Annotated in this window: 22 protein-coding genes and 1 other RNA gene; 11 read left to right on the top strand and 12 right to left on the bottom strand. The window is 63.2% G+C overall.

All coding sequences use genetic code 11. The annotated features are described in order from the left end of the window. Position 1: 1 nt before the first annotated feature. Positions 2-667, bottom strand: a complete 666-nt coding sequence (locus tag GTP44_RS09385) for a thiol:disulfide interchange protein DsbA/DsbL (RefSeq protein ID WP_161019227.1) — start codon at positions 665-667, stop codon at positions 2-4. Positions 668-703: 36 nt separating this feature from the next. Next, positions 704-1,615 carry a LysR family transcriptional regulator gene (locus GTP44_RS09380; protein ID WP_161019226.1) on the bottom strand — a complete coding sequence of 304 codons (912 nt, stop codon included), beginning with the start codon at positions 1,613-1,615 and terminating at the stop codon, positions 704-706. 87 nt (positions 1,616-1,702) lie between these two features. Here GTP44_RS09380 and GTP44_RS09375 point away from each other — a divergent pair, with 87 nt between their 5' ends. The 3 genes from GTP44_RS09375 to GTP44_RS09365 all read left to right on the top strand — a co-directional run bounded on the left by GTP44_RS09375 (position 1,703) and on the right by GTP44_RS09365 (position 3,726). Beyond that, complete coding sequence (locus tag GTP44_RS09375) at positions 1,703-2,131, top strand: PACE efflux transporter (protein ID WP_161019225.1); 429 nt, start codon at positions 1,703-1,705, stop codon at positions 2,129-2,131. A 36-nt stretch (positions 2,132-2,167) separates the two neighbouring features. Further along, a complete protein-coding gene (locus tag GTP44_RS09370) occupies positions 2,168-3,466 on the top strand; it encodes a M20/M25/M40 family metallo-hydrolase (protein WP_161019224.1) in 1,299 nt (432 codons plus the stop codon). A 68-nt stretch (positions 3,467-3,534) separates the two neighbouring features. After that, the gene (locus tag GTP44_RS09365; RefSeq protein ID WP_161019223.1) at positions 3,535-3,726 is read left to right on the top strand and encodes a PIN domain-containing protein; all 192 of its coding nucleotides are present in this window, start codon (positions 3,535-3,537) and stop codon (positions 3,724-3,726) included. 51 nt (positions 3,727-3,777) lie between these two features. Here the strand turns inward: GTP44_RS09365 and lpdA are convergent, their stop codons facing one another. The 3 genes from lpdA to aceE are packed head-to-tail and all read right to left on the bottom strand — an operon-like array spanning position 3,778 to position 9,928. Beyond that, positions 3,778-5,553, bottom strand: coding sequence for a dihydrolipoyl dehydrogenase (gene lpdA, locus GTP44_RS09360; RefSeq protein ID WP_161019222.1), 1,776 nt, complete (start codon positions 5,551-5,553; stop codon positions 3,778-3,780). 9 nt (positions 5,554-5,562) lie between these two features. Then, positions 5,563-7,206, bottom strand: coding sequence for a dihydrolipoyllysine-residue acetyltransferase (gene aceF, locus GTP44_RS09355; protein WP_161019221.1), 1,644 nt, complete (start codon positions 7,204-7,206; stop codon positions 5,563-5,565). A gap of 31 nt (positions 7,207-7,237) precedes the next feature. Next, positions 7,238-9,928, bottom strand: coding sequence for a pyruvate dehydrogenase (acetyl-transferring), homodimeric type (aceE, locus tag GTP44_RS09350; protein WP_161019220.1), 2,691 nt, complete (start codon positions 9,926-9,928; stop codon positions 7,238-7,240). A 264-nt stretch (positions 9,929-10,192) separates the two neighbouring features. Here aceE and folD point away from each other — a divergent pair, with 264 nt between their 5' ends. The 5 genes from folD (at position 10,193) to GTP44_RS09325 (ending at position 15,424) form a co-directional block, all read left to right on the top strand. Further along, positions 10,193-11,038 (top strand): bifunctional methylenetetrahydrofolate dehydrogenase/methenyltetrahydrofolate cyclohydrolase FolD, encoded by an 846-nt coding sequence (folD, locus tag GTP44_RS09345; RefSeq protein ID WP_161019219.1) that lies wholly within the window; start codon positions 10,193-10,195, stop codon positions 11,036-11,038. Between the two features lie 92 nt (positions 11,039-11,130). Then, on the top strand, positions 11,131-13,218 hold the full coding sequence (locus GTP44_RS09340) for a M3 family metallopeptidase (protein WP_160989355.1): 2,088 nt from the start codon (positions 11,131-11,133) through the stop codon (positions 13,216-13,218). Between the two features lie 90 nt (positions 13,219-13,308). Next, positions 13,309-13,740: a DNA polymerase III subunit chi gene (locus tag GTP44_RS09335; RefSeq protein WP_161019218.1), complete on the top strand. Its 432-nt coding sequence runs from the start codon at positions 13,309-13,311 to the stop codon at positions 13,738-13,740. Further along, positions 13,737-14,111, top strand: coding sequence for a DUF2486 family protein (locus GTP44_RS09330; RefSeq protein WP_161019217.1), 375 nt, complete (start codon positions 13,737-13,739; stop codon positions 14,109-14,111). Before GTP44_RS09335 ends, GTP44_RS09330 begins: the two co-directional genes overlap by 4 nt. Before the next feature lie 176 nt (positions 14,112-14,287). Beyond that, positions 14,288-15,424, top strand: a complete 1,137-nt coding sequence (locus GTP44_RS09325; RefSeq protein ID WP_371867190.1) for a branched-chain amino acid ABC transporter substrate-binding protein — start codon at positions 14,288-14,290, stop codon at positions 15,422-15,424. Between the two features lie 79 nt (positions 15,425-15,503). Here GTP44_RS09325 and GTP44_RS09320 read toward each other — a convergent pair whose 3' ends face one another. Next, entirely contained in the window at positions 15,504-15,824 is a 321-nt protein-coding gene (locus GTP44_RS09320; RefSeq protein ID WP_160989674.1) for a c-type cytochrome, read from the bottom strand. A 136-nt stretch (positions 15,825-15,960) separates the two neighbouring features. Here GTP44_RS09320 and GTP44_RS09315 point away from each other — a divergent pair, with 136 nt between their 5' ends. Beyond that, the gene (locus GTP44_RS09315) at positions 15,961-16,176 is read left to right on the top strand and encodes a TIGR04438 family Trp-rich protein (protein ID WP_308494329.1); all 216 of its coding nucleotides are present in this window, start codon (positions 15,961-15,963) and stop codon (positions 16,174-16,176) included. A gap of 34 nt (positions 16,177-16,210) precedes the next feature. Here GTP44_RS09315 and ilvD read toward each other — a convergent pair whose 3' ends face one another. Then, entirely contained in the window at positions 16,211-18,073 is a 1,863-nt protein-coding gene (gene ilvD / locus GTP44_RS09310; RefSeq protein ID WP_161019215.1) for a dihydroxy-acid dehydratase, read from the bottom strand. 147 nt (positions 18,074-18,220) lie between these two features. Here ilvD and GTP44_RS09305 point away from each other — a divergent pair, with 147 nt between their 5' ends. Both GTP44_RS09305 and lgt read left to right on the top strand, forming a co-directional pair. Further along, positions 18,221-19,117, top strand: coding sequence for a LysR family transcriptional regulator (locus GTP44_RS09305; RefSeq protein WP_161019214.1), 897 nt, complete (start codon positions 18,221-18,223; stop codon positions 19,115-19,117). After that, entirely contained in the window at positions 19,111-19,971 is an 861-nt protein-coding gene (lgt, locus tag GTP44_RS09300) for a prolipoprotein diacylglyceryl transferase (protein ID WP_161019213.1), read from the top strand. Before GTP44_RS09305 ends, lgt begins: the two co-directional genes overlap by 7 nt. Here the strand turns inward: lgt and GTP44_RS09295 are convergent. From GTP44_RS09295 to galA, 5 genes are all read right to left on the bottom strand, one after another. Beyond that, positions 19,952-20,413: an EVE domain-containing protein gene (locus tag GTP44_RS09295; protein ID WP_161019212.1), complete on the bottom strand. Its 462-nt coding sequence runs from the start codon at positions 20,411-20,413 to the stop codon at positions 19,952-19,954. The genes lgt and GTP44_RS09295 overlap by 20 nt on opposite strands. Positions 20,414-20,476: 63 nt before the next feature. Beyond that, positions 20,477-20,656: non-coding RNA, 6S RNA (ssrS, locus tag GTP44_RS09290), on the bottom strand. Positions 20,657-20,711: 55 nt separating this feature from the next. After that, a complete protein-coding gene (locus GTP44_RS09285; protein WP_161019211.1) occupies positions 20,712-21,023 on the bottom strand; it encodes a cell division protein ZapA in 312 nt (103 codons plus the stop codon). Then, positions 21,020-21,274 (bottom strand): hypothetical protein, encoded by a 255-nt coding sequence (locus GTP44_RS09280; RefSeq protein ID WP_161019210.1) that lies wholly within the window; start codon positions 21,272-21,274, stop codon positions 21,020-21,022. The genes GTP44_RS09285 and GTP44_RS09280 overlap by 4 nt, the downstream gene beginning before the upstream one ends. 116 nt (positions 21,275-21,390) lie before the next feature. After that, positions 21,391-24,198 (bottom strand): beta-galactosidase GalA, encoded by a 2,808-nt coding sequence (gene galA, locus GTP44_RS09275; RefSeq protein ID WP_229256855.1) that lies wholly within the window; start codon positions 24,196-24,198, stop codon positions 21,391-21,393. Positions 24,199-24,260: the final 62 nt, after the last annotated feature.

Here is a 24,260-nt window from a genome sequence, read left to right as displayed (position 1 = left end):
CTTACTTCTTACCGGCGCGCGCCTGCGCCACCAGCGCGTCGAGCACCTGCAGCGTGGCGGCGTTGAGCTGAGCGCGCGGCGTGCCCGGATTGGCGGCGTCCACCTGCGACGGCGTGGTCAGGTAGCGGCCATCGACGATGATGGTCGGGGTGCTGTTGACTTCATAGGTGGCGGCCACGCGGCCGGCGTTTTTCAGGCGCGTCATCACCGCGAACGAGTTGTAGGTGGCGGTGAACTTGTCCTTGTCGATGCCGTTCTTGACCGCCCAGTCGATGTTGTCGGCATCGCTCTTCAGACGCTTGCGCTCGACGTGCCAGGTCTGCAGCACCTTGGCGTGCAGCTGCTCTTCCAGCTTCATCGCCTCCAGCGTCAGGAACAGGTGCGCCTCCGGATCGTTCTCGCCGGTCAGCGGCAGGTGGATGCGGCGGAAGCTGATGTTGTCGCCCTGCTTCTTGACCCAGGCCACCATGTCCGCTTCCAGCGCGTAGCACGCCGGGCAGTGGTACATGAAGAACTCGATCACCTCGACCTTCTTACCCTGCGCCTGCACCGGCTGCGGGGTTTTCAGGGTGGTGTACTCGGCGCCGTTGCGCGGCGCGGTCGGCGAGGCAAACGCGGTGGCGGCGCACAGGCCGGCGACCACCAGGGCAATCTTGATCAAACGCATGTCGGAAACTCCAAAGGTACAAAAAACAGCAGCGTATCACTTCTGCGACCGATGCGCCTCCCAACCTTCGATATCCTGCATCAGCGCGATCAGCCGCTTGGCGCCCAGACCCAGCGGGCGGTCGTTGACCCACACCAGATCGACCCACAGCCGCAGCTCGCTGCTCATGTGTTCGAACAGGATGCCGAACAGCTCGCCGCTGTCCATCAGCGGCTGCGCCAGCCGGCGCGGCAGGTAGGCCCAGCCCAGGCCGGCGCGCACCAGCCCCAGCGTGGCCAGGTGGCTGTCGGTGCGCCACAGTTTGCGCGAGATCAGCACCCGCTGGTCGGCCTCGCGCGCGGTGCGGCTGACGATGGCGATCTGGCGCAGGTCGACCAGGTCCTCCAGCCGGAAGCTGCCGTTGCGCGCCAGCGCCAGCGGATGGTGCGGCGAGATCACCGGCACCAGCACCTCGCTGCCCAGCTCCTGAAAGCTCTCGTGCTCGTTGACGCCGGGGCGCTCGTAGAGCAGCGCCAGCTGGGCGGCGCCGTCGTGCAGCAAGCGCAGCGCGTCGTCCTGTGGCGCCGACAGCACCGCCACCTCCAGTGCCGGAAACGCGTCCGCCAGCCGCGCCAGCGGACCGCTCCACGGCGCCGACAACAGCTCGGGCGCCACCGCCAGCGTCAAGCGGCGCTCCAGGCCCTGGTGCAGCGACAGCGCGTGCGCGTGCAGGCGGCGCAGCTGGCCGGCCATCTGCCGCGCCTCGGCCTCCAGCGCGCGCGCCGACGCGGTCGGTCGCACCTCGCGCGAACTGCGTTCAAACAGCGCGATGCCCAGTTCGGCCTCCAGATGGGCGATGGTCATGCTGACGGCCGACGGCACCCGTCCCAGCGTCCGCGCGGCGGCCGAGAACGAGCCGTGATCGAGCACGGCCAGGAAGACCGCGATGTTGTCCGATGAAAAAGCCATATCCGCCAGCCTATCAGAAAAACTGACAGCAGCCGACTTTTCCCATCAGAAAAACTTTCATATGATGGCGAGCAGAAAGGACACATCATGCAAGGTTTAAAACGCAAAATCCTCTACGCCAGCCTGTTCGAACTGATCGCCGTCGGCCTGACCACCAGCCTGCTGGTGCTGGGCGCCGGCCACGACGCCGGCCATGCCGGTGTGGCGGCGGTGGTCTCGTCCACCGTCGCCTTCATCTGGAACCTGATCTTCAACCACGCGTTCGAGGCGTGGGAAGCGCGCCAGCCGAAGCACGGGCGCGGCCGCGGCTGGAAACGCCGCGCCGCCCATGCCCTCGGCTTCGAGGGCGGCCTGGTGGTGATGCTGGTGCCGCTGTTCGCCTGGTGGCTCAACATCTCGCTGTGGCAAGCGCTGCTGCTGGACATCGGCCTGCTGCTGTTCTTCATGGTCTACACCTATATTTTCAGCCTGACCTTCGACCGCCTCTTCGGCCTGCCCGTCTCGGCGCGGGGCTGAGCTACAATCGATGGCAGACTAATGACTGGAGCCCCTATGAAGTTGCAACCGTTTGCTTTCACAGTACTGGCTTTGGCGCTGGGCGCCGCGCATGCCGAGGGGCTGTCGGCCACCGAGCAGAAAATCGTCGCCGAGGTGAAGGCGCATTCGCCCCAGGGACTGGCGTTGCTGGAGCGCTCGGTCAACATCAACAGCGGCACCATGAATCATGAGGGCGTGCGCGCGGTCGGCAGCTTGTTTGGCGCGCAGTTCGAGCAGCTGGGCTTTGCCACGCGCTGGGCCGACATGCCGCCGGCGATGCGGCGCGCCGGCCACCTGATCGCCACGCGCGAGGGCAAGCGGGGCAAGCGTCTGCTGCTGATCGGCCATCTGGACACGGTGTTTGAAAAGGACAGCCCGGTGCAGCTGTGGCAACGCAACGGCGACCGCGTACGCGGCCAGGGCGTCAACGACATGAAGGGCGGCGACGTCATCATCATCGAAGCGCTGCGCGCGCTGCACCGCGTCGGCGCGCTGGACAACACCACCATCACCGTGATCTTCAGCGGCGACGAGGAGAACGCCGGCGAGCCGATCGCCATCTCGCGCGCCGATCTGGTCAACGCGGCCAAGCGCAGCGACATCGCCCTCGCCTTCGAGGCGAATATGCGCAATGCGGCAGGCCGCGACACCGGCACCATCGGCCGCCGCGCGGCGTCGTCATGGGAGCTCAAAGTCAGCGGCAAGCAGGGCCACTCCAGCGGCATCTTCAGCGAGCACGCCGGCTATGGCGCGATCTACGAGGCGGCGCGCATCATCGACGGCTTCCGCCAGCAGGTGATCGAGCCGGACCTGACCTTCAGCCCCGGCCTGATCGTCGGCGGCACCGAGGCCGGCGCCAACGCGCTGGGCACGGCCGGACAGGCGGCCGGCAAGAGCAACGTCATCGCGCGCACCGCGACGGTGGAGGGCGACCTGCGCTACCTGAGCTACGAGCAGCGCGACCGCGCGCACGCGAAGATGCAGGCCATCGTCGCGCAGAACCTGCCGGGCACCAGCGCCAGCATCACCTTCCGCGACGCCTATCCACCGATGTCGCCCACCGCCGGCAACCTGGCGGTGCTGCAGGTCTACTCGCAGGCCAGCAAGGATGCCGGGCTGGGCGAGATCCCGGCGCTGCCGCCGGGCCAGCGCGGCGCCGGCGACGTGCAATTCGTCGCCCCGCTGCTCGACAGCCTGGACGGCCTCGGCGCCACCGGCAACGGCGCCCACTCGCCCGACGAAGACCTGGAAATCGCCTCGATCGAACGCGCCACCATCCGCACCGCCATCCTGCTGTACCGCCTGACGCGCTAAGAGAGATAAATCAAACTCTGCAGGAATGCTGAGTGCTACCATGGCCGAATCACGCCACGGAGGACGCCATGGAAATCTCCGGCGCCGAGCGCGAAACGCCAGATCGGGCTATCCAGACAAACCGGCAGCCGGGCGTCGCCGATGCACTACATCATGCAGCGTATATCAACTGTGACAGCATGGCATCTTTTGATGATCGCAAGTTCGCGCGGCGGGTGGCGGCTTTGCGGCTGCAGCCGCCGGTGACGGTGCTGCGCTGAAGGCGTAAAAAAGCCGGGAACACGTCCCGGCTTTTTTTGCTGCCTGCCTGCTTAGCGCTTGCGCGGCGGTGGCAGGTCGGTGCAGGAGCCCTCGTAGACTTCCGCCGCCATGCCGATCGACTCGCCCAGCGTCGGGTGCGGGTGGATGGTCTTGCCGATGTCGGTGCCGTCGCAGCCCATCTCGATCGCCAGCGCGATCTCGCCGATCATGTCGCCGGCGTGCGTGCCGACGATGGTGCCGCCGATGATGCGGTGCGTTTCAGCGTCGAACAGCAGCTTGGTGAAGCCCTCGGCGCGGCCATTGGCCACGGCGCGGCCACTCGCGGCCCACGGGAAGTGGCCCTTCTCGACCTTGATGCCCTTGGCTTTCGCCTCGTCCTCGGTGATGCCGGCCCATGCCACTTCCGGATCGGTGTAGGCCACCGACGGAATCACCTTCACATCGAAGTGCGACTTCTGGCCCGCTGCGGCTTCCGCCGCCACGTGACCTTCGTGCACCGCCTTGTGCGCCAGCATCGGCTGGCCCACCAGGTCGCCAATGGCGAAGATGTTCGGCACGTTGGTGCGCATCTGGCTGTCGACCGGGATGAAGCCGCGATCGGTGACGATCACGCCGGCTTTCTCGGCGGCGATCTTCTTGCCGTTCGGGCTGCGGCCCACGGCCACCAGCACCAGGTCGTACACCTGCGGCGCCGGCGCGGTGGCGCCGGCTTCCGCCGCCTCGAACGTGACCTTGATCCCTTCCGGCAGCGCTTCAACGCCGACGGTTTTGGTCTTGGTCATGATGTTGTCGAAGCGGGCCTCGTTGTACTTCTGCCAGACCTTGACCGCGTCGCGGTCGGCGCCCTGCATCAAGCCGTCCATCATTTCGACCACGTCGATGCGCGCGCCGAAGGTGGAGTAGACGGTGGCCATTTCCAGGCCGATGATGCCGCCGCCGATGACCAGCATGCGTTTCGGGATCTGACGCAGTTCCAGCGCGCCGGTCGAGTCGACGATGCGCGGATCTTCCGGCACGAACGGCAGCTTCACCACCGCCGAACCGGCGGCGATGATGGCCTGCTTGAACTGCACCACTTTTTTCGCGCCATCCTTGGCGGTGACTTCGATGTGGTTAGCGCTGAGGAACTGGCCGACGCCCTGCACCACTTGCGTCTTGCGCGCCTTGGCCATGCCGGCCAGACCGCCGGTCATGTTCTTGATCACGCCTTCCTTGTACTTGCGTACCTGGTCGATGTCGATGGTCGGCTTGGCGAAGGTGACGCCGGTGTTGGACATGTGCGCGGTTTCATCGATCACCGACGCCACGTGCAGCAGCGCCTTCGATGGAATGCAGCCCACGTTCAGGCACACGCCGCCCAGCGTGTCGTAACGCTCGACGATGACCGTGTTCAGACCCAGGTCGGCGGCGCGGAAGGCGGCCGAGTAGCCGCCAGGGCCACCGCCAAGCACCATCATGTCGCAGTCGACATCGACCTGGCCGGTGTAGCTGCCACCGATCGGGGCGACCGCCGGCGCAGGAGCTGGAGCTGCGGCCGCCGCCGCGGGTGCCGGAGCCGGTGTTGCTGCGGCAGGTGCGGCGGCCGCGCCTTCCGACGCCTCCACCACCAGCAGCGCGACGCCTTCCTTGACCTTGTCGCCCACCCTGACCTTGACTTCCTTCACCACGCCGCTGTGCGACGATGGGATCTCCATGCTGGCCTTGTCCGATTCCACGGTGATCAGCGACTGATCGGTCTTGATCGTGTCGCCCACCTTGACCATCACCTCGATCACTTCAACTTCCGCGAAGTCGCCGATATTCGGCACTTTTACTTCTGTGCTCATAGTCGCTCCTTACAGCAGAATTTTGCGCATGTCGCCGAGCACTTCGCTCAGGTACACGGAGAAGCGAGCGCCCATCGCGCCATCGATCACGCGGTGATCGTAGGACAGCGAGGTACCCATCATCAGGCGTGGCTGGAAGGCCTTGCCATCCCACACCGGCTTGGTGCTGGCCTTGGACAGGCCCAGGATCGCCACTTCCGGCGCATTCACGATTGGCGTGAAGTGCGTGCCGCCGATGCCGCCCAGCGACGAGATGGTGAAGGTCGCGCCCTGCATGTCGGCCGGTTTCAGCTTGCCTTCGCGCGCTTGCAACGACAGCTCGGTCATTTCCCTGGCGATCTGCGTCACCGATTTCTGGTCGGCGTTTTTGATCACCGGAACCACCAGACCATTCGGCGTATCGGCGGCGAAGCCGATGTTGTAGTACTTCTTCAGAATCAGGTTCTCGCCCTTCGCGTCCAGCGACGAATTGAAGGTCGGGAATTTCTTCAGCGCGGCGACCGATGCCTTGATGACGAAGGCCAGCATGGTCAGCTTGGTCGCGTCCTTGTTCTTGGCGGTGGCGGCGTTGGATTCAACGCGGAAGGCTTCCAGATCGGTGATGTCGGCATCGTCGAACTGCGTGACGTGCGGGATCTGCACCCAGTTGCGGTGCAGGTTGGGACCGGAGATCTTCTTGATGCGCGACAGCGGCAGCAGTTCGGTTTCGCCGAATTTGCTGAAGTCCAGCGACGGCCATGGCAGCACGCTGAAGTTGCCACCGCCACCGACGGCGCCACCAGCGGCAGCCGGCGAAGCGACGGTGCCGGCGATCACACCCTTGACGTAATTCTGCACGTCGATCTGGGTGATGCGGCCTTTCGGACCGGAGCCTGGCACCTTGCCCAAATCGACACCCAGTTCGCGAGCGAACTTGCGGATCGATGGCGAGGCGTGCGCCAGTTTGCCGGTGCTGACCGAGCCTTGCGACGCGGCCGGCGCGGCGGCAGCCGGTGCCGGTGCCGCTGCTGGTGCAGGCGTTGGCGCGGCGGCAGGTCCCGGCGCCGCGGCGGCGGCCGGCGCCGGTGCTGGCGCGGCGGCAGCGCCGCCGGTGGCCTCGACCACGAACACGATCGAGCCCATGGCAACCTTGTCGCCAACCTTGACCTTGACCTCTTTCACCACACCGGCGTGCGACGATGGAATTTCCATCGAAGCCTTGTCCGATTCAACCGTCAACAGCGACTGGTCCACCTTGATGGTGTCGCCAACCTTGACCATCACCTCGATGACTTCCACTTCCTTGAAGTCACCGATGTCCGGCACTTTCACTTCGACCGGACCGGCCGAAGCGGCCGGCGCGGCGGCAGGAGCTGGCGCAGGCGCGGGGGCAGCTGCCGCAGGCGCCGGGGCAGGAGCCGGCGCGGCGGCGGCGCCATCAGCTTCCAGCAACAGCACCAGCGATCCCATGGCCACTTTCTCGCCAACCTTGACCTTGATCTCTTTCACCACGCCGGCGGCAGACGACGGGATCTCCATGCTGGCCTTATCCGATTCAACGGTAATCAGCGACTGGTCCACCTTGATGGTGTCGCCAACCTTGATCATCACTTCGATGATCTCAACTTCCTTGAAATCACCGATATCCGGGACTTTAACTTCCACAATGCTCATAGCGTTTGCTCCGTATTTTTTTCTAAGCGGATTATTGGGTCACCGGATTTGGTTTGTTCGGATCGAGGTTGTACTTGGCAATCGCTTGCTCAACCACTTTGACATCGACCTTGCCTTCTTCCGACAGCGACTTCAGTGCGGCGACCGTGATGTAGTAACGGTTCACCTCAAAGAACTCACGCAGCTTGGCGCGGCTGTCCGAACGGCCGAAACCATCGGTGCCCAGCACGCGGTAGGTGCGGTCTTTCGGAATAAAGGCACGGATTTGCTCAGCAAACGCGCGCATGTAGTCGGTGGTCGCCACGATCGGACCTTGCGTATCCTTCAGCAGTTGCGCCACGTATGGCACACGCTGTTCGGCGGCCGGGTTGACCAGGTTCCAGCGCTCGGCGTCCTGGCCATCGCGCGCCACCAGCGTCAGCGACGGGGCGGACCACACGTCGGCGGCGATGCCCCAGTCGTTCAGCAGCAGTTCCTGCGCGAAGATCGACTCGCGCAGAATGGTGCCGGAACCGATCAGCTGCACGCGCTGCTTGGCTTTCTCGTCGCCCTTCTGCAGCAGGTACATACCTTTCAGGATGCCCTCTTCCTGGCCCGGCTTGATGCCTGGGTGTGGATAGTTCTCGTTCATGATGGTGATGTAGTAGAACACGTCCTCCTGTTCTTCCACCATACGGCGCATACCGTCCTGGATGATGACCGCCAGCTCGTGACCAAAGGTCGGGTCATACGGCATGCAGTTCGGCACAGCGGCCGCGAACAGGTGGCTATGGCCGTCTTCGTGCTGCAGGCCTTCGCCGTTCAGCGTGGTACGGCCGGCGGTGCCGCCCATCAGGAAACCGCGGGCGCGCATGTCGGCGGCAGCCCACACCAAGTCGCCGATACGCTGCATACCAAACATCGAGTAGTAGGTATAGAACGGGATCATCACGCGGTTGTTGGTCGAGTACGAGGTCGCAGCAGCGATCCACGAGCTCATACCACCGGCTTCGTTGATACCCTCTTGCAGGATCTGGCCGGCCTTGTCTTCGCGGTAGTACATCACCTGGTCTTTATCGACCGGCTCGTACAACTGACCTTGCTGGTTGAAGATACCGACCTGACGGAACAGGCCTTCCATACCGAAGGTACGCGATTCATCGACCAGCACCGGCACGATGCGCGGGCCAACGCTCTGGTCTTTCAGCAGCGTGGTCAGGATACGCACGTAAGCCTGGGTCGACGACACTTCGCGGCCTTCGGCGGTGGCGTCCAGCACGTTCTGGAATGCCGACAGTGGCGGCACGGTCAGTTTTTCGTCGGCTTGCTGGCGACGGGCCGGCAGGTAGCCGCCCAGCGCGGCGCGGCGCTCGTGCAGGTACTTGATCTCCGGCGCGTCATCGGCCGGCTTGTAGAACGGGATGTCGGCCAGTTGATCGTCCGGAATCGGGATCGAGTAGCGGTCGCGCATTTCGCGCACGGCTTCGTCGGTCAGCTTCTTGGTGTTGTGCGCGGTGTTGCGCGCTTCGCCGTGTTTGCCCATGCCGAAGCCCTTGATGGTTTTCACCAGCAGCACGGTCGGTTGGCCCTTGTGTTCTTGCGCGACCTTGAAGGCGGCGTAGATCTTGTGCGGATCGTGACCGCCACGGGTCAGGCGCCAGATGTCGTCGTCGGTCATGTTGGCAACCATCTCCAGCAGCTTCGGATGCTTGCCGAAGAAGTGCTTGCGCACGTAGGCGCCGTCTTTGGCCTTGTAGTTCTGGTACTCGCCGTCGACGGTGTCCATCATCACCTTGCGCAGGATGCCTTCTTTATCCTTGGCCAGCAGCGCGTCCCAGCCAGGGCCCCAGATGACTTTGACCACGTTCCAGCCGGCGCCGCGGAATTCGCCTTCCAGCTCTTGAATGATCTTGCCATTGCCGCGCACCGGACCGTCCAGACGCTGCAGGTTGCAGTTGACCACGATGACCAGGTTGTCCAGCTTCTCGCGCGCGGCCATGCCGATCGCGCCCAGCGATTCCGGCTCGTCCATCTCGCCGTCGCCGCAGAATGCCCAGACTTTACGGTCGGTGGTGTCGGCGATCGAGCGCGCGTGCAGGTACTTCAGGAAGCGTGCCTGATAGATCGCCATCAGCGGGCCCAGGCCCATCGACACGGTCGGGAACTGCCAGAAGCTAGGCATCAGTTTCGGGTGCGGATACGACGACAGGCCGCCACCATCGACTTCGCGACGGAAGTGCAGCAGTTGGTCTTCGGTCAGACGGCCTTCCAGGAAGGCGCGCGCGTAGACGCCGGGCGACGAGTGGCCCTGGATGTACAGCAGGTCGCCGCCATGGTTGTCGCTTGGGGCTTTCCAGAAGTGGTTGAAGCCGATGCCCAGCATATTGGCCAGCGAGGCGAACGACGACAGGTGACCACCGAGGTCGCCGTCAACGCGGTTGGCCTTGACCACCATCGCCATGGCGTTCCAGCGCATCCACGAGCGCAGTTTTTCTTCGTATTCCAGATTGCCCGGGCAGTGCTGCTCCTGCGACAGTGGAATCGTGTTGACGTAAGCGGTGTTGGCCGAGAACGGGATGTCCGAGCCGCTTTGGCGGGCCAGGTCAATCAAGCGTTCCAGCAGGTAATGAGCACGATCAGGGCCCTCTTGTTCCAGCACGGAGGCCAGGGAATCCAACCATTCTTTAGTTTCTTGCGAATCCGGGTCGGTGTTTGCCGTTACCTGGTCATTCTGTACTGACATGTGAAGTCTCCTGAGTTGAGATTGTGCCCCGAACCATGCGGCTTCCGGGTTGAGAGTTTGCTGATTATTTACTATTACTTTGATGATGTGTGGGGATTCTAGCAGCCTATTTTCCCTTTTTCAAATTACGATAAGACATTTCATATTATGGAATTTCCCTATGAAAACCTTGTGCGGTGCAGCATGGCTGGACCACTGAAAACGCGGCGGGATGCGCCGTGCGGCCTTATAATGCTGTTCTCCCTCTACCACCCTGGTTAAATCATGTCTGCACAACTGATCGACGGAATCGCCCTCTCCCAAAAACTGCGCGCGGAAATTGCTGCACGTGCTGAAAAACTCACCGCCGCCGGCAAGCAGCCTGGCCTGGCCGTGATCATCGTCGGCGACGACCCGGCCAGTCATGTTTATGTGCGCAACAAGGTCAAGGCGTGCGAGGACGCCGGCTTCTATTCGCTGAAAGATCAATATCCGGCCGACCTCAGCGAAGCCGCGCTGCTGGCCCGCATCGCCGAGCTGAACGCCGATCCGGCCATTCACGGCATCCTGGTGCAAATGCCGCTGCCCAAGCACATTGATCCGCACAAGGTCATCGAAGCGATTTCGGTCAAGAAGGACGTGGACGGCTACGCGGTGCTGAGCGCCGGCGAACTGATGACCGGCCTGGAAGGTTTCCGTCCGTGCACGCCGTATGGCTGCATGAAGCTGATCGAAAGCACCGGCGTCGATCTGCGCGGCAAGCACGCGGTGGTGATCGGCCGTTCCAACACGGTCGGCAAGCCGATGGCGCTGCTGCTCTTGCAAGCCAACGCTAGCGTCACCATCTGCCATAGCGCGACCCCGGACATCGGCGTGTACACCCGCCAGGCGGACGTGGTCGTGGCAGCCACCGGCCGCCGCAATACCCTCACCGCTGACATGGTCAAGCCGGGCGCGATCGTGATCGACGTCGGCATCAACCGCAACGACGAGGGCAAGCTGTGCGGCGACGTCGATTTCGACGGCATCAAGGCAGTGGCATCGCACATCACGCCGGTTCCGGGCGGCGTGGGGCCGATGACCATCACCATGCTGCTGATGAACACGGTGGAAGCCGCCGAACGCACCTGACCGTCGCACCGGCGCAAGCCGGTGCCCATGCTGAGCCAGCGTTCCATAGGTTCCGGCTTCCGCCGGAACGACGCTGTAACAAAGGAATCAATATGACTGACGCAACCAATCCCCTGCTCGACTTCAGCGGCCTGCCGCGTTTTGACGCCATCCAACCGCAGCACGTCACCCCGGCCATCGACGACCTGCTGGCCAACAGCCGCGCCGTGGTCGAACAACTGCAAGCGCCGTCGGACCACGTCAGCTGGGACAGCTTCGTCACCCCGCTGGAAAACGCCACCGAGCTGCTGGGCCGCGCCTGGGGCATCGTCAGTCATCTGAACAACGTGGTGGACACGCCCGAACTGCGCGCCGTCTACAACGAGAACCAGCCGAAGGTCACCGAATTCTGGACCGAGCTGGGTCAGAACGAAGCGCTGTTCGCCAAATACAAGGCGCTGCGCGCCTCGGCAGAATTCGCCACGCTGTCGCCGGCACGCAAGCGCATCATCGACAACGCCATCCGCGACTTCCGCATGGGCGGCGCCGAGCTGCCGGAAGATAAAAAAGCCCGCTTCGCCGAGATTCAGGAAGAACACGCCAAAATCTCCACCCGCTTCTCCGAAAACGTGCTGGACGCCACCAACGACTACAAGCTGCTGGTGACCGACGAAGCCGACCTGGCCGGCCTGCCGGACGACGTGAAAGCCGCCGCCCGCGCCGCCGCCGAGAAAGCCGGCAAGCAAGGCTGGGAATTCTCGCTGCACTTCCCGTCCTACTACCCGATCCTGCAATTCGCCGACCAGCGCGAACTGCGCGAGACCATCTACCGCGCCAACGCCACCAAGGCCTCCGAACAGGGCGACGTCTTCAGCAAGAAGGACGAGTGGGACAACACCCAGAACATCGTCACCTTGTTGAAGCTGCGCGACGAAGAAGCCAAGCTGCTCGGCTACAACAACTTCGCCGAAGTCTCGCTGGTGCCGAAGATGGCCAAGTCGCCGGATGAAGTGATCGCCTTCCTGGAAGACCTGGCCAAGCGCGCGCGCCCGTTCGCCGAGCAAGACCTGGCCGAACTGCGTACCTTTGCCAAAGACGAACTGGGCATTGACGAGCTGAAAGCCTGGGACATCCCCTACGCCTCCGAAAAGCTGCAGGAAGCGCGCTACGCCTTCTCGGCGCAGGAAGTCAAACAGTACTTCCCTGAACACAAAGTGGTCGACGGCCTGTTCCGCCAGATCCAGAGCCTGTTCAACGTCCAGATCAAACCGGACCAGGCGCCGGTGTGGCACAAGGACGTGCGCTTCTTCCGCATCGAGCGCGACGGCAAGCTGATCGGCCAGTTCTATCTCGACCTGTACGCGCGCGCCGGCAAGTCCGGCGGCGCCTGGATGGACGACGCGCGCGGCCGCCGCGCCGACGCCAAGGGTGAGGCAACTGAGGTGCAGACGCCGGTCGCCTACCTGACCTGCAACTTCACCGAACCGGCGGTGGAGGACGGCGTGGCCAAGCCATCGCTGTTCACGCACGATGAAGTGATCACGCTGTTCCACGAATTCGGCCACGGCCTGCACCACATGCTGACCCAGGTGGACGAACTGGGCGTGTCGGGCATTTCCGGCGTCGAGTGGGACGCGGTCGAGCTGCCATCGCAGTTCATGGAAAACTTCTGCTGGGAATGGGACGTGCTGCAGCACATGACCGCGCACGCCGTCACCGGCGCGCCGCTGCCGCGCGCGCTGTACGACAAGATGCTGGCGGCGAAGAACTACCAGTCCGGCCTGCAAACGCTGCGCCAGGTCGAGTTCTCGCTGCTGGACATGCACCTGCACTACGACTACGACGCCAGCACCGGCCAGAGCGTGCAGCAATTGATCGACGACGTGCGCCGCCAGTTCTCGCTGGTGATCCCGCCGGCGTTCAACCGCTTCCAGAATTCGTTCAGCCACATCTTCGCCGGCGGTTACGCGGCCGGCTACTACAGCTACAAGTGGGCCGAGGTGCTGTCGGCCGACGCCTATGCCGCCTTCGAGGAGGCGCAGAAGCTGGGCCCGGCCGCCGTGTCGGAAACCGGCAAGCGCTACCTGGCGGAAATCCTGTCGGTCGGCGGTTCGCGGCCGGCGCTCGAATCGTTCACCGCCTTCCGTGGCCGCGAGCCGAGCATCGACGCGCTGCTGCGTCACAGCGGCATGGCCGCGTAACAATTCCTTGCACTTCTGTGCGCCGCAAGACGGCTGGTAGCAACATCGATGCCAGCGTTTTGCGGCGTTTTCGCCTACACTGGATTCATCATGACCCGCATCGACTTCCACACCAATGTTCCGGACAAAGTAGCCTACGCCTGCCGCCTGCTGCGCAAGGCCTGGGCCGCCAACCACCGCGTGGTGCTGATGGCCGACGATGCGGCGCAACTGGCGCAACTGGACGCGGCGATGTGGACCTTTTCCGCCACCGACTTCCTGCCGCACGTACTGGCGGACGACGCGCTGGCGGCGCACACGCCGATCCTGTTGACGGACAACGATGAGGCGGAATTACCACACACGCACAACGAATTATTGGTCAATTTGTCGCGCCGCGCGCCGCGCAATGTGACGCGGTTTGCGCGCATGATCGAAGTGATTTCTTCTGAAGAAGATGATGCGGCCGCCGGCCGCAAGCGTTACGTCGCATACAAGCAGCAAGACTATCCACTCACTCACTTTGTCGCAGGTAAATCATGAGCCAAGCATCGTTTGACGCCAGCATCCCTGTACTGACCGAAGTATTGAAGACGGAAGCGCCGGCGGAGGCGCACGCCGCGCCGCCGCCATCGGCCGCCGATTCACTCGAAGCGGCCGCCATCGACGGCTGGACCGACGCCGAATGGGCGGTCATGGAACACCGCCTGTCGGTGCGCATCATGCACCAGTTGCAATCGCGCGTGGACTTCGTGCTGGAGCAGCGCATCAAGGACAGCATGGCCGAGGTACTCAACCACGCGCTGCGCGACCTGACCAACGAAATCCGCATCGGTCTGCACGACACCATCGAGAAGATCGTCTCGCGGGCCGTCACGCAGGAACTCACCCATCTGCAGGCGCAGAAAAAGTAAGCCCTTCCCGCCGGTCCGCGCCCCCCTCGTGTGCACGGACCGCACCACCCCGAAGCAGCGTCGCATCAAATCGGGGAAACGCTCCAAAAAAGTTCAAAACCGCCCGATTGCCGCTTTGCGCGGCGATTTTTTTGTTGTACCTTGGTGGCCTTGCATACAACTATTGGAGATTGCACATGCGGTTCAAATTCATTCCTCTGGCCGTCGCGCTGGCATTCGCCGGCAGCGCCGCTGCCCAAGAAGTGATCAAGATCGGCCACGTCGGCCCCGTCTCCGGTCCATCGGCCCACCTTGGCAAGGACAATGAAAATGGCGCCAAGATGGCGGTGGAGGATTTGAACGCCAAGGGCTTCACCATCGACGGCAAGCCGGTCAAGTTTGTGCTGCAGCTGGAAGACGACGGCAGCGATCCGAAGCAAGGCACGGCGGTCGCGCAGAAGCTGGTCGACGCCAAGGTCAACGGCGTGATCGGCCACCTGAACTCCGGCACCTCCATCCCCGCCTCCAAGATCTACTACGACGCCGGCATCCCGCAAATCTCGCCAGCCACCACCCAGACCAAGTACACGCAGCAAGGCTTCAAGTCGGCCTTCCGCGTGGTCGCCAACGACGCCAAGCTGGGCGGCTCGCTGGGCAGCTATGCCATCACCAAGCTGGGCGCAAAGAACATCGCCGTGATTGACGACCGCACCGCCTACGGCCAGGGCGTCGCGGACGAATTCATCAAGGGCGCGAAGAAGGCCGCGCCGGGCGTGCAGATCGTCGCCAAGGAATTCACCAACGACAAGGCCACCGACTTCAACGCCATCCTTACCAAGATCAAGGCCAAGAATCCGGACCTGGTCTTCTTCGGCGGCATGGACTCGGTGGGCGGCCCGCTGCTGCGCCAGATGAAGGCGCTGGGCATCAACGCCAAGTACATGGGCGGCGACGGCATCTGCACCGAGTCGCTGCCGAAGCTGGCCGGCGCGGCCAACGCCAACGGCATTGTCACCTGCGCGGAAGCCGGCGGCGTGACCGCCGAACAGCAAAAAGGCATGGACGATTTCGTCGCCCGCTACAAGAAAAAGTACAACGCCGACGTACAGATTTACTCGCCGTATGTGTACGACGCCGTGATGACCATGGCCACCGCGATGCAGGAAGCCAAGTCCTCGCAGCCGGCCAAGTATCTGCCGTTCCTGCGCAAGATCAAATACCAGGGCGTGACCGGCCTGATCTCGTTTGACGACAAGGGCGACATCAAGGACGGCGCGCTGACGCTGTTCACCTACAAGGATGGCAAGAAGACCAAGATCGAAGTGATCCACTAAGGAAAAAAGCCCCGCCAGCCTGAACGCGCTCAAGATCGCGCTCAGTGCCGACGGGGCTTTTTTCAAGCCAGGGCACAGCTCATTTCTGCGACAGCACCCATTTCACCAGGGTCTTGGCTTCGGCCTCGTTCACCTGCGGGTTGGCTGGCATCGGGATCGCGCCCCAGGTGCCCGAGCCGCCCTTCATCACTTTGGTGACCAGTTTGGCTTCCGCGTCTTTTTGACCGGCGTATTTGGCGGCGACATCCTTGTAGGCAGGACCGACCAGTTTATTGGCAACAGCGTGGCAAGCCATGCAATTTTTTGCCTTGGCCAGATCCGAACCGGCGTCCGCCATGGCGGCCTGCGAGGCGAATGCCGAGGCCACAACTACACCAACCATCATCAAAGTACGTTTCATTGTCTGTTCTCCATTTAAATGCGACTCAGTGCTGCTGCCCATTCTACCGCGTTTTGCCCTTATGCATTTAACGCTTAAGTCAAGTTCAAGGTTGACGGCGTGAGGTAAGATAGGCGCAAAGGAGAACATCATGCCTATGATCCTATTGATCGTTGCTTTGCTTGCGCTGCGCTATTTTGAAGTGTGGAAGTTTGCCGAGTTATCGTGGTGGGCGATCGGCGCCCTGATGGTGTTGGCATTCCTGTGGTTCGAGTTCCTCGAACCGATGTTGGGCTTTGACAAGCGCAAAGCCCACAACGAAGACGAAAAACGCCGCAAGGAACGCGTTAAACAAACCTTCGATAAAAAATGAATCGTCATTCCGGCCCCGCCGGAATGACGCTACGTTAGCGCTTCAGTTGCGACAAGTCGCGCACCGCGCCGCGATCGGCGGAGGTGGTCAGCGCGGCATACGCCTGCAGCGCCTGCGACACGTAGCGCTCGCGGTTGACCGGCTGCCAGGCATCGGCGCCCCTGGCTTCCATCGCCGCACGGCGCGCCGCCAGTTCGGCGTCGCTGATCCGCAGGCCGATGGTGCGATTAGGGATGTCGATGTCGATCATGTCCCCTTCCACCACCAGCCCGATGGCGCCACCCTCCGCCGCTTCCGGCGACGCGTGGCCAATCACCAGCCCCGACGAGCCGCCCGAGAAGCGGCCATCGGTGAACAGCGCGCAGGCTTTGCCCAGGCCTTTCGATTTGATATACGAAGTCGGATACAGCATCTCCTGCATGCCCGGGCCGCCCTTCGGACCTTCATAGCGAATGATGACGACATCGCCGGCGTGCACGGTGTCGCCCAGGATGGCCTCGACCGCCGCGTCCTGCGATTCAAACACCCGCGCCTTGCCGCTGAACTTCAGGATGCTCTCATCCACGCCAGCGGTTTTCACGATGCAGCCCTTCTCCGCCAGATTGCCGTACAAAACAGCCAGACCGCCGTCCTGCGAGTACGCGTGTTCCTTGTCGCGGATGCAGCCGGCGGCGCGGTCCAGATCCAGCGTGGCGAAACGCTCCGATTGCGAAAACGCCACCTGGGTCGGCACACCGCCCGGCGCCGCGCTGAACAACTTATGCACGGCCGGATCGCTGGTGCGCTTGATGTCGTTGCGTTCGATCGCGTCAGCCAGCGTTGGCGCGTGGATGGTCGGACGCGAGGTGTCCAGCAGACCGGCGCGCGCCAACTCGCCCAGAATCGAAATGATGCCGCCGGCGCGGTGCACGTCCTCGATGTGGAACTTGTCGGTCATCGGCGCCACCTTGCACAGGCAAGGCACCTTGCGAGAGATGCGGTCGATGTCGGCCATGGTGAAGTCCACGCCGGCTTCGTGCGCGGCCGCCAGCAGGTGCAGCACGGTGTTGGTCGAGCCGCCCATCGACACGTCCAGCGCCATGGCGTTTTCCCAGGTCGCCTTGGTGGCGATGGTGCGCGGCAGGATCGAATAGTCGTCCTGCTCGTAGTGGCGCTTGGCCAGTTCGACGATCAAACGGCCGGCGCGCAGGAACAGCTGCTCGCGGTCGGCGTGGGTGGCGACGATGGTGCCGTTACCCGGCAGCGACAGGCCCAGCGCCTCGGTCAGGCAGTTCATCGAATTGGCGGTGAACATGCCCGAGCACGAACCGCAGGTCGGACAGGCCGAACGCTCGATCTCCGCCACATCGGCGTCGCTGACGGTGCTGTCGCCGGCCTTGATCATCGCATCCACCAGATCGAGCTTGATGACCTTCTGGCCGCCGTTGACCACCTTGACCACCTTGCCCGCTTCCATCGGACCGCCGGAGACGAAGATCACAGGAATGTTCAGGCGCATGGCGGCCATCAGCATGCCCGGCGTGATCTTGTCGCAGTTGGAGATGCACACCATCGCATCGGCGCAGTGGGCGTTGACCATGTACTCGACCGAGTCGGCGATCAGGTCGCGCGACGGCAGCGAATACAGCATGCCGCCGTGGCCCATGGCGATGCCGTCATCGACGGCGATGGTGTTGAATTCCTTCGCCACGCCACCGGCTTTTTCAATCTCGCGCGCGACCAGCTGGCCCAGGTCCTTCAGGTGCACGTGGCCGGGCACGAACTGGGTGAAGGAGTTGACCACGGCGACGATCGGCTTATCGAAATCGCCATCCTTCATGCCGGTGGCGCGCCAGAGGGCGCGGGCGCCGGCCATGTTGCGGCCATGGGTGGTGGTGCGGGAACGGTATTGCGGCATGATGGGTTTCTCCTGGTGTTGCTCGACGGCTAAGGCGAGCTTAAATCTGCTGGCTTAGTCTGACAGTGTGCGACCTCCCTACCCTGGTGTCAAATATATGATTCCCGTCTCCGTGATTCGTATAAAATATCACAGAGACCTCACCCTATGGAACTGCGACAACTACGCTACTTCGTCACCGTCGCCGAAGAACTGCACTTCGGCAAGGCCGCGCTGCGCCTGCACATGACGCAACCGCCGCTGTCGCAGACCATTCAGGCGCTGGAGCAGGAACTGGGCGCGCCGCTGTTCGACCGCAACCGCCGCGGCGTCGCGTTGACGCCGGCCGGCGCCGCGCTGCTGCCGGAAGCGCGGCGGATGCTGGCGCAGGCGCAGGCGCTGCCGCAACTGGTCCAGCGCGCCGCCAGCGGCGAAGTCGGCCGGTTGACACTGGCCTTCGTCTCCTCGGCCGATTACAGCGTGCTGCCGCCCTTCCTGCGCGCCTACCGCGCCGCCTACCCGCAAGTGCAGATCACGCTGCAGGAAGCCACTTCCGACCTGCAACTGGACGACCTGCTGCACAACCGCATCGATGCCGGCCTGCTGATCCCGCCGCTGCCGGACAAGGCGCGCGAAACGCTCGACTACCTGCCGGTGCTCAACGAGCCGCTGGTGCTGGCCCTGCCCTCCGGCCTGCCGGCGCTGAAGAAGAAAGGCAAGCTGCAATTGGCCGCGCTGCCGTCGCTGCCGCTGATCATCTTCCCGCGCGCGATCTCGCCGGCGCTGCACGACGCCATCCTGTCGGTGTTCCACGACGCCGGCGTCACGCCGCAAATCGGCCAGGAGGCGATCCAGATGCAAACCATCGTCAGCCTGGTGTCGGCCGGCATCGGCATGGCGCTGGTGCCGCAGTCCGTCTCCAACCTGATGCGGACCGGGGTAGAATACCGGGCGCTCAGCCACACCACGCCGCTGGTCGAAACCGGCCTGGCCTGGCGGCGCGACAACACCTCGCCGGTGCTGCACGGCTTTTTGGAATTACTACGAAAGAACGTCATATGCTGATACACCCGATGCCCGATCCGATCGCCCTGCAATTGGGTCCCGTCGCCATCCACTGGTATGGCCTGATGTATGTGCTGGCCTTCGCGCTATTCATCGCGCTGGGCCGGGTGCGCATCAAGCAGCCGCACATCGCCGCGCAGCGCTGGAAAAAGGAAGACCTGGACGACATGCTGTTCTACGGCATGATGGGCGTGATCATCGGCGGTCGCCTCGGCGAAGTGCTGTTCTACGAGCCGGTCAAATACTTCTCCGACCCGATTGAAATCTTCAAGGTATGGCATGGCGGCATGTCGTTCCACGGCGGCTTCATCGGCGTGCTGGTCGCCATGTCGCTGTGGGCGCGCAAGGCGGGCCGCAACATCCTCGACGTCTACGACTTTATCGCGCCGCTGGTGCCGCTGGGCTATGCCGCCGGCCGCATGGGCAACTTCATCAACGCCGAACTGCCGGGCCGCGTGGTGGGCGACCAGTCGCTGCCCTGGGCCATGCTGTGGCCGGACATCCGCTACCCGCTGCATCCGGACCCGGTGTTCCTGCAAGGGCTGCGCCATCCGTCGCCGATCTATCAGATGCTGATCGACGGCCTGCTGGTGTTTGTGCTGCTGTGGATCTTCTCGCGCAAGGAACGCCCGCGCCTGGCGGTGGGCGCCTTCTACACGCTGCTGTACGGCTGCGCGCGCTTCTTCACCGAATGGTTCCGCACGCCGGACTGGGAAACCACCGTGCTCGGCCTGCCGATCACCTCCGGCCAGGTGCTGTCGCTGCCGATGATCGTCGCCGCCATCGCCATGCTGGTGTGGGCGTACAAGGTAAAGCAGCGCGGCCGCGCGCCGATTATTCCTTCAAAAGCGTGACGATGGTTTTCCATTGCGCCGGCGTGACCGGCGTGATGGACAGGCGGCTGCCCTTCTGCAGCACCACCATCTCTTCCAGCGCGGAGATGGTGCGCATCTCCGCCAGCGACAGCAGACGCGTTTTCCGCGTGCCCTTCACATCGATCGAAATCCAGCGCGGCTGCTCCGGCGTCGCCTTGGCGTCGTAGTATTTGCTGTTGGCGTCGAACTGCGAAGCATCCGGATAAGGCGTGCTCACTATCTCCGCCAGCCCCGCGATGCCGGGCTGCGGGCAGCTCGAATGGTAAAACAGCACGCCGTCGCCGAGCTGCATCTGGTCGCGCATGAAATTGCGCGCCTGATAGTTACGCACGCCGAACCACGCCGTGGTTTGCCGCGGCGACGCCATCACGTCGTCGATACTTACTTCATCCGGCTCGGACTTCATCAACCAATACCGCATCGGAATCTCCAGACGAAAAAAAGCGGCTGCGCATTCACATGCTTGCAACCGCTTCTTGTTGAATAGGGCCCCACGTGTGCCGTCTTGCCGGCATCCCGAACCAAAAGGCTCAGGTGGTCACAGTTAGTTCAATTTCGGGTTCATCGGACTAGCGACGCTCTCGCCCATCGAACAAATTTCCGTAACCGGTGCAAAAAAATGGTTCAAGGAATATATGACAAGTCTCGAACACTGCAGGGTGAGGCTAGTTTACTCCGATGTGCGCGGCAAAGGAAGGGCTGATCCAATTAAAAACCAATTAAAACAGCGCTTCCTGTGGCGTCAGAGCGGCGTCCAGCACTTTGTGCATGGCGGCGATCTTGGTCTGCACTTCCAGCAGCGACATGTCGGACAACGGTCCTTGCGGCGCTTTCACCGTCAGGAATTCCGCCGCCACGGCCAGCGCCGCCATCACGGCGATGCGGTCGTTGCCTTTGACCTTGCCGGCGTCGCGGATCGCGCACATTTTCCTGTCGACGACCGACGCCGCCTTGCGCAGCGCCGCCTCCTCGTCTTCCTTGCAGGCCAGCTTGTAGCTGTTGCCCATGATGGTCACGTCCACCTGGATCATCGTGCGTCCTCGTTTTCAGGCTGCTTGGGTTCCTCGGTCGCGGCGGCGTCGCCGTTGTCGAGGGCAGGGATTTGCTCCAGCAAAGCCTCGACCCGCGCGGACGCCTCGCTCAGACGGCGCTGATAGCCCATGTTCTCCGCCACGAGGGCGGCATTGGCTTGGCGCAGTTGGGCATTTTCCCGGCGCAGCACGGTGGTCATCTCGGCCAACTGGTCGATTTTATCGGAGAGGTCTTGGAATTCTGAAATCATCCCGCCACTATAGGCAGCGCGCGGGATGCCGTCAACCGAATCGCGTGTTTGCGGTCAACAAGCACGCGATTTATTTACTCGCGATCAACTACTCACCATTAACTACTCACCATTAACTACTTCGATGGCTCGATGGTAACGTCGCCTTCGATTCCACTGCCCTGCCCCGCTTCCGCCTCGATCAGCACGTTGATTTCGCACTTGCCCGAGCCGGCCGGCAGCGTGACGTCCAGCGGCGCGGCGGCGTAGCTGTCCTTCTTGCCGATCAACTGGCCGTTGAGCCAGATCTCCGCCTTGCCCTTGATCGCGGCGAAGCGGATCAGGCCCGTGCCATCGGCCAGGTTCTTGCGCGGCGTGAAGCTGGCGCGGTACAAGTGATACTTGCCGCCGGCGGCCGCGCGCATCGGCGGCGAGCCCCAGCCCCAGGTATTCATGTCAAACGCGGCCAGCGTCTGGTTCGGATCCGGACGCGCATCGCCATCCGGCGCGATGCGCCAGCTGCGCACGAAGGTCAGCGGCGCATCGGCCGGTTCCACATACGGCACGGCGGCGACGCGCTTGACCGGAATGGTCACGCGCGCGGCCTTCAGACCGGCGGCGGTGGCGGTCACGGTGACGTCGTCGCCGGCTTCGTAGTTGGTCTGCACGATCAGCTGCGCCAGGCCGTTGAACAGGCGGCGGGTGGCGCCCTTCTCGTCCTCGTGCGAATTTGGATCGCCATTGCCATGGCCGATGGAGCGCCCGCCGCCGGTAACGGCGAACGTCACTTCATTCTGCGCCAGCGGCACGGCGCGGCCTTGCGCATCCAGCGCGCGTACGGTGATCGGCAACGCGTCCAGACCATCGCCGGTCAGTTGCGCGCGGTCCGGAATCAGTTCCAACGATACCGCCTCGCCGGTGGTCTCCACCGCCGTGCGCACCACTTCCTTGCCGCCCTTGTAACCGATGGCTTCCAGCTTGCCCGGCTCGAAGGCGACGTTGAAGTTATTCATGCGGTACGGATCGACCTTCTGCTCGCCCAACTCACGGCCGTTCAGCAGCAGCTTGATGGTTTCGACATTGGCCATCACCATCACGCGCACGTTCTCGCCCTTGGTCCAGTTCCAGTGCGGCGCGATGTGGATCAGCGGCTTGTCCTTGATCCACTGCACCTGGTGGATGTAGTACGCGGTCTTGGCGAAGCCGTTCATGTCCATGATGCCGAACACCGAGCTGACCGAAGGCCATTCGTTCGGCGTAGGCTCGCCGCGATAATCGAAACCGGTCCACACAAAGCCGCCGGCCACGAACGGACGGGTGTCGATGGCCTGCCAGGCGTCGCGGTGAGTGTTGCCCCACTTCGCTGCGTCATCGTCATAGCTGGAGATGAGATTCTTCTCTTTATCCGTCTTGTACTCGCCGCGCGTCATGAAGGCGGAAGTGTCTTCGGAGCTGGTGAACGGTTTGTTCGGATGGGCCTTGTGATAGCGGTCGTAGTCCTTCACCTGATAGTTGGAGCCCACCACGTCCACCGCGTGCGAGACATTCAGCTCGGTCAGGAAACCACCGTTCATCGCGGCGGTGACCGGACGGGTATCGTCCAGCGACTTCACGACTGCCGCCATGCGGCGCACCATCTCGTAACCCACTTCGGTGGCCTGCACCGGCTCCTCGTTAAACACCGACCACAGGATGATGCCCGGATGGTGACGGTCACGCTTGACCATCCACTCCAGCTGCTTCATGTAGTCCGGCGACGGATTGAAGTTGCGGTTCTCGTCCATGACGACGAAGCCCATGCGGTCCACCAGGTCCAGCACCTCGGACGCCACCGCGTTGTGCGAGAAGCGGATCGCGTTCACGCCCATCTCTTTCAAACGGCGCAGGCGATATTCCCAGATCGAGATCGGCACCGCCACGCCAACGCCGGCGTGGTCCTGATGGATGCACACGCCCTGCAGCTTGACGTGCACGCCGTTGAGGAAGAAGCCTTGGGCGGCGTCGAAATGGATGGTGCGGAAGCCGGTATGCAGCGACGTTTCATCCACCACCTTGCCGGCCTGCAGAACGCGCGTGGTCACGCGATACAGATTGGTCTTCTCGATCGACCACAGGGCCGGATCGTTGATCGTCACCGGCAGCTTGACGGCGCTGGTGGCCAGCACGTTGACGCTGGCGCGCTCGGTGCGCTTGGCCACCTGCTTGCCCGCCGGATCGAACACGGTGACTTCCACCGTCACATCGCCGGTGGTCTTGCCGCTGTTGTTCAGCGTGACCTCAACCGGAATGCTCCACTGCTTGCCTTTCACCTGCCGCGGCGTGGCGTGCACGCCGTCGGTGACCACATGCACCGGGCTGCGTTTCACCAGCCAGCTGTGACGATAGATGCCGGCGCCTTCATACCACCAGCCCTCCATCGCCTCGGCGTCGACGCGGATGGCGATGGTGTTCAGCGAATCGCCGTAGCGCAGATAAGGCGTGATGTCGATGTAGCTGGCGTTGTAGCCGGACCAGTTGCGGTTGACCACATTACCGTTGACCCAGACCGTGGCATGGGTGGCGATGGCGTCGAACTGCAACTCAAAATGCTTGCCACGATCCGCAGGATCGACTTTCAGGTAGCGGCGATACCAGCCGATGCCGCGCGGGCGGTAGCCCTGCGCCACATTGGCCTTCGGATCGAACGGCCCCTCGACCGCCCAGTCATGCGGCAGATTGAGACGGCGCCAGTCCGAGTCGTCGTATTCGTTGCCGGCCGCGCCGCCGGCGTTGCCGGCCTTGGCGTTGCTGTAGGATTCCTCATGGCCGACGATCGGCGGCTCGACCAGGTCGCCCTGGTGGAACAGCCAGCCGCGATCGAGCGACAGACGCTCGCGCGTGGCCGCATTGGCGTTAAGCGTGCAGGCCAGCATCAGCACGATGGTGGCGAATAATCTTATTTTCAAATCAGTCTCCCTGATAAAAAAAACGGAGCCATGCCATCACGCACCGCTCCGCAAAACCACGA

The organism is Duganella lactea (genome assembly GCF_009857505.1).
In the GTDB taxonomy this organism is placed as follows: Bacteria; Pseudomonadota; Gammaproteobacteria; order Burkholderiales; family Burkholderiaceae_D; genus Rugamonas; species Rugamonas lactea.
This window is presented reverse-complemented; position numbering and strand designations above follow the sequence as displayed.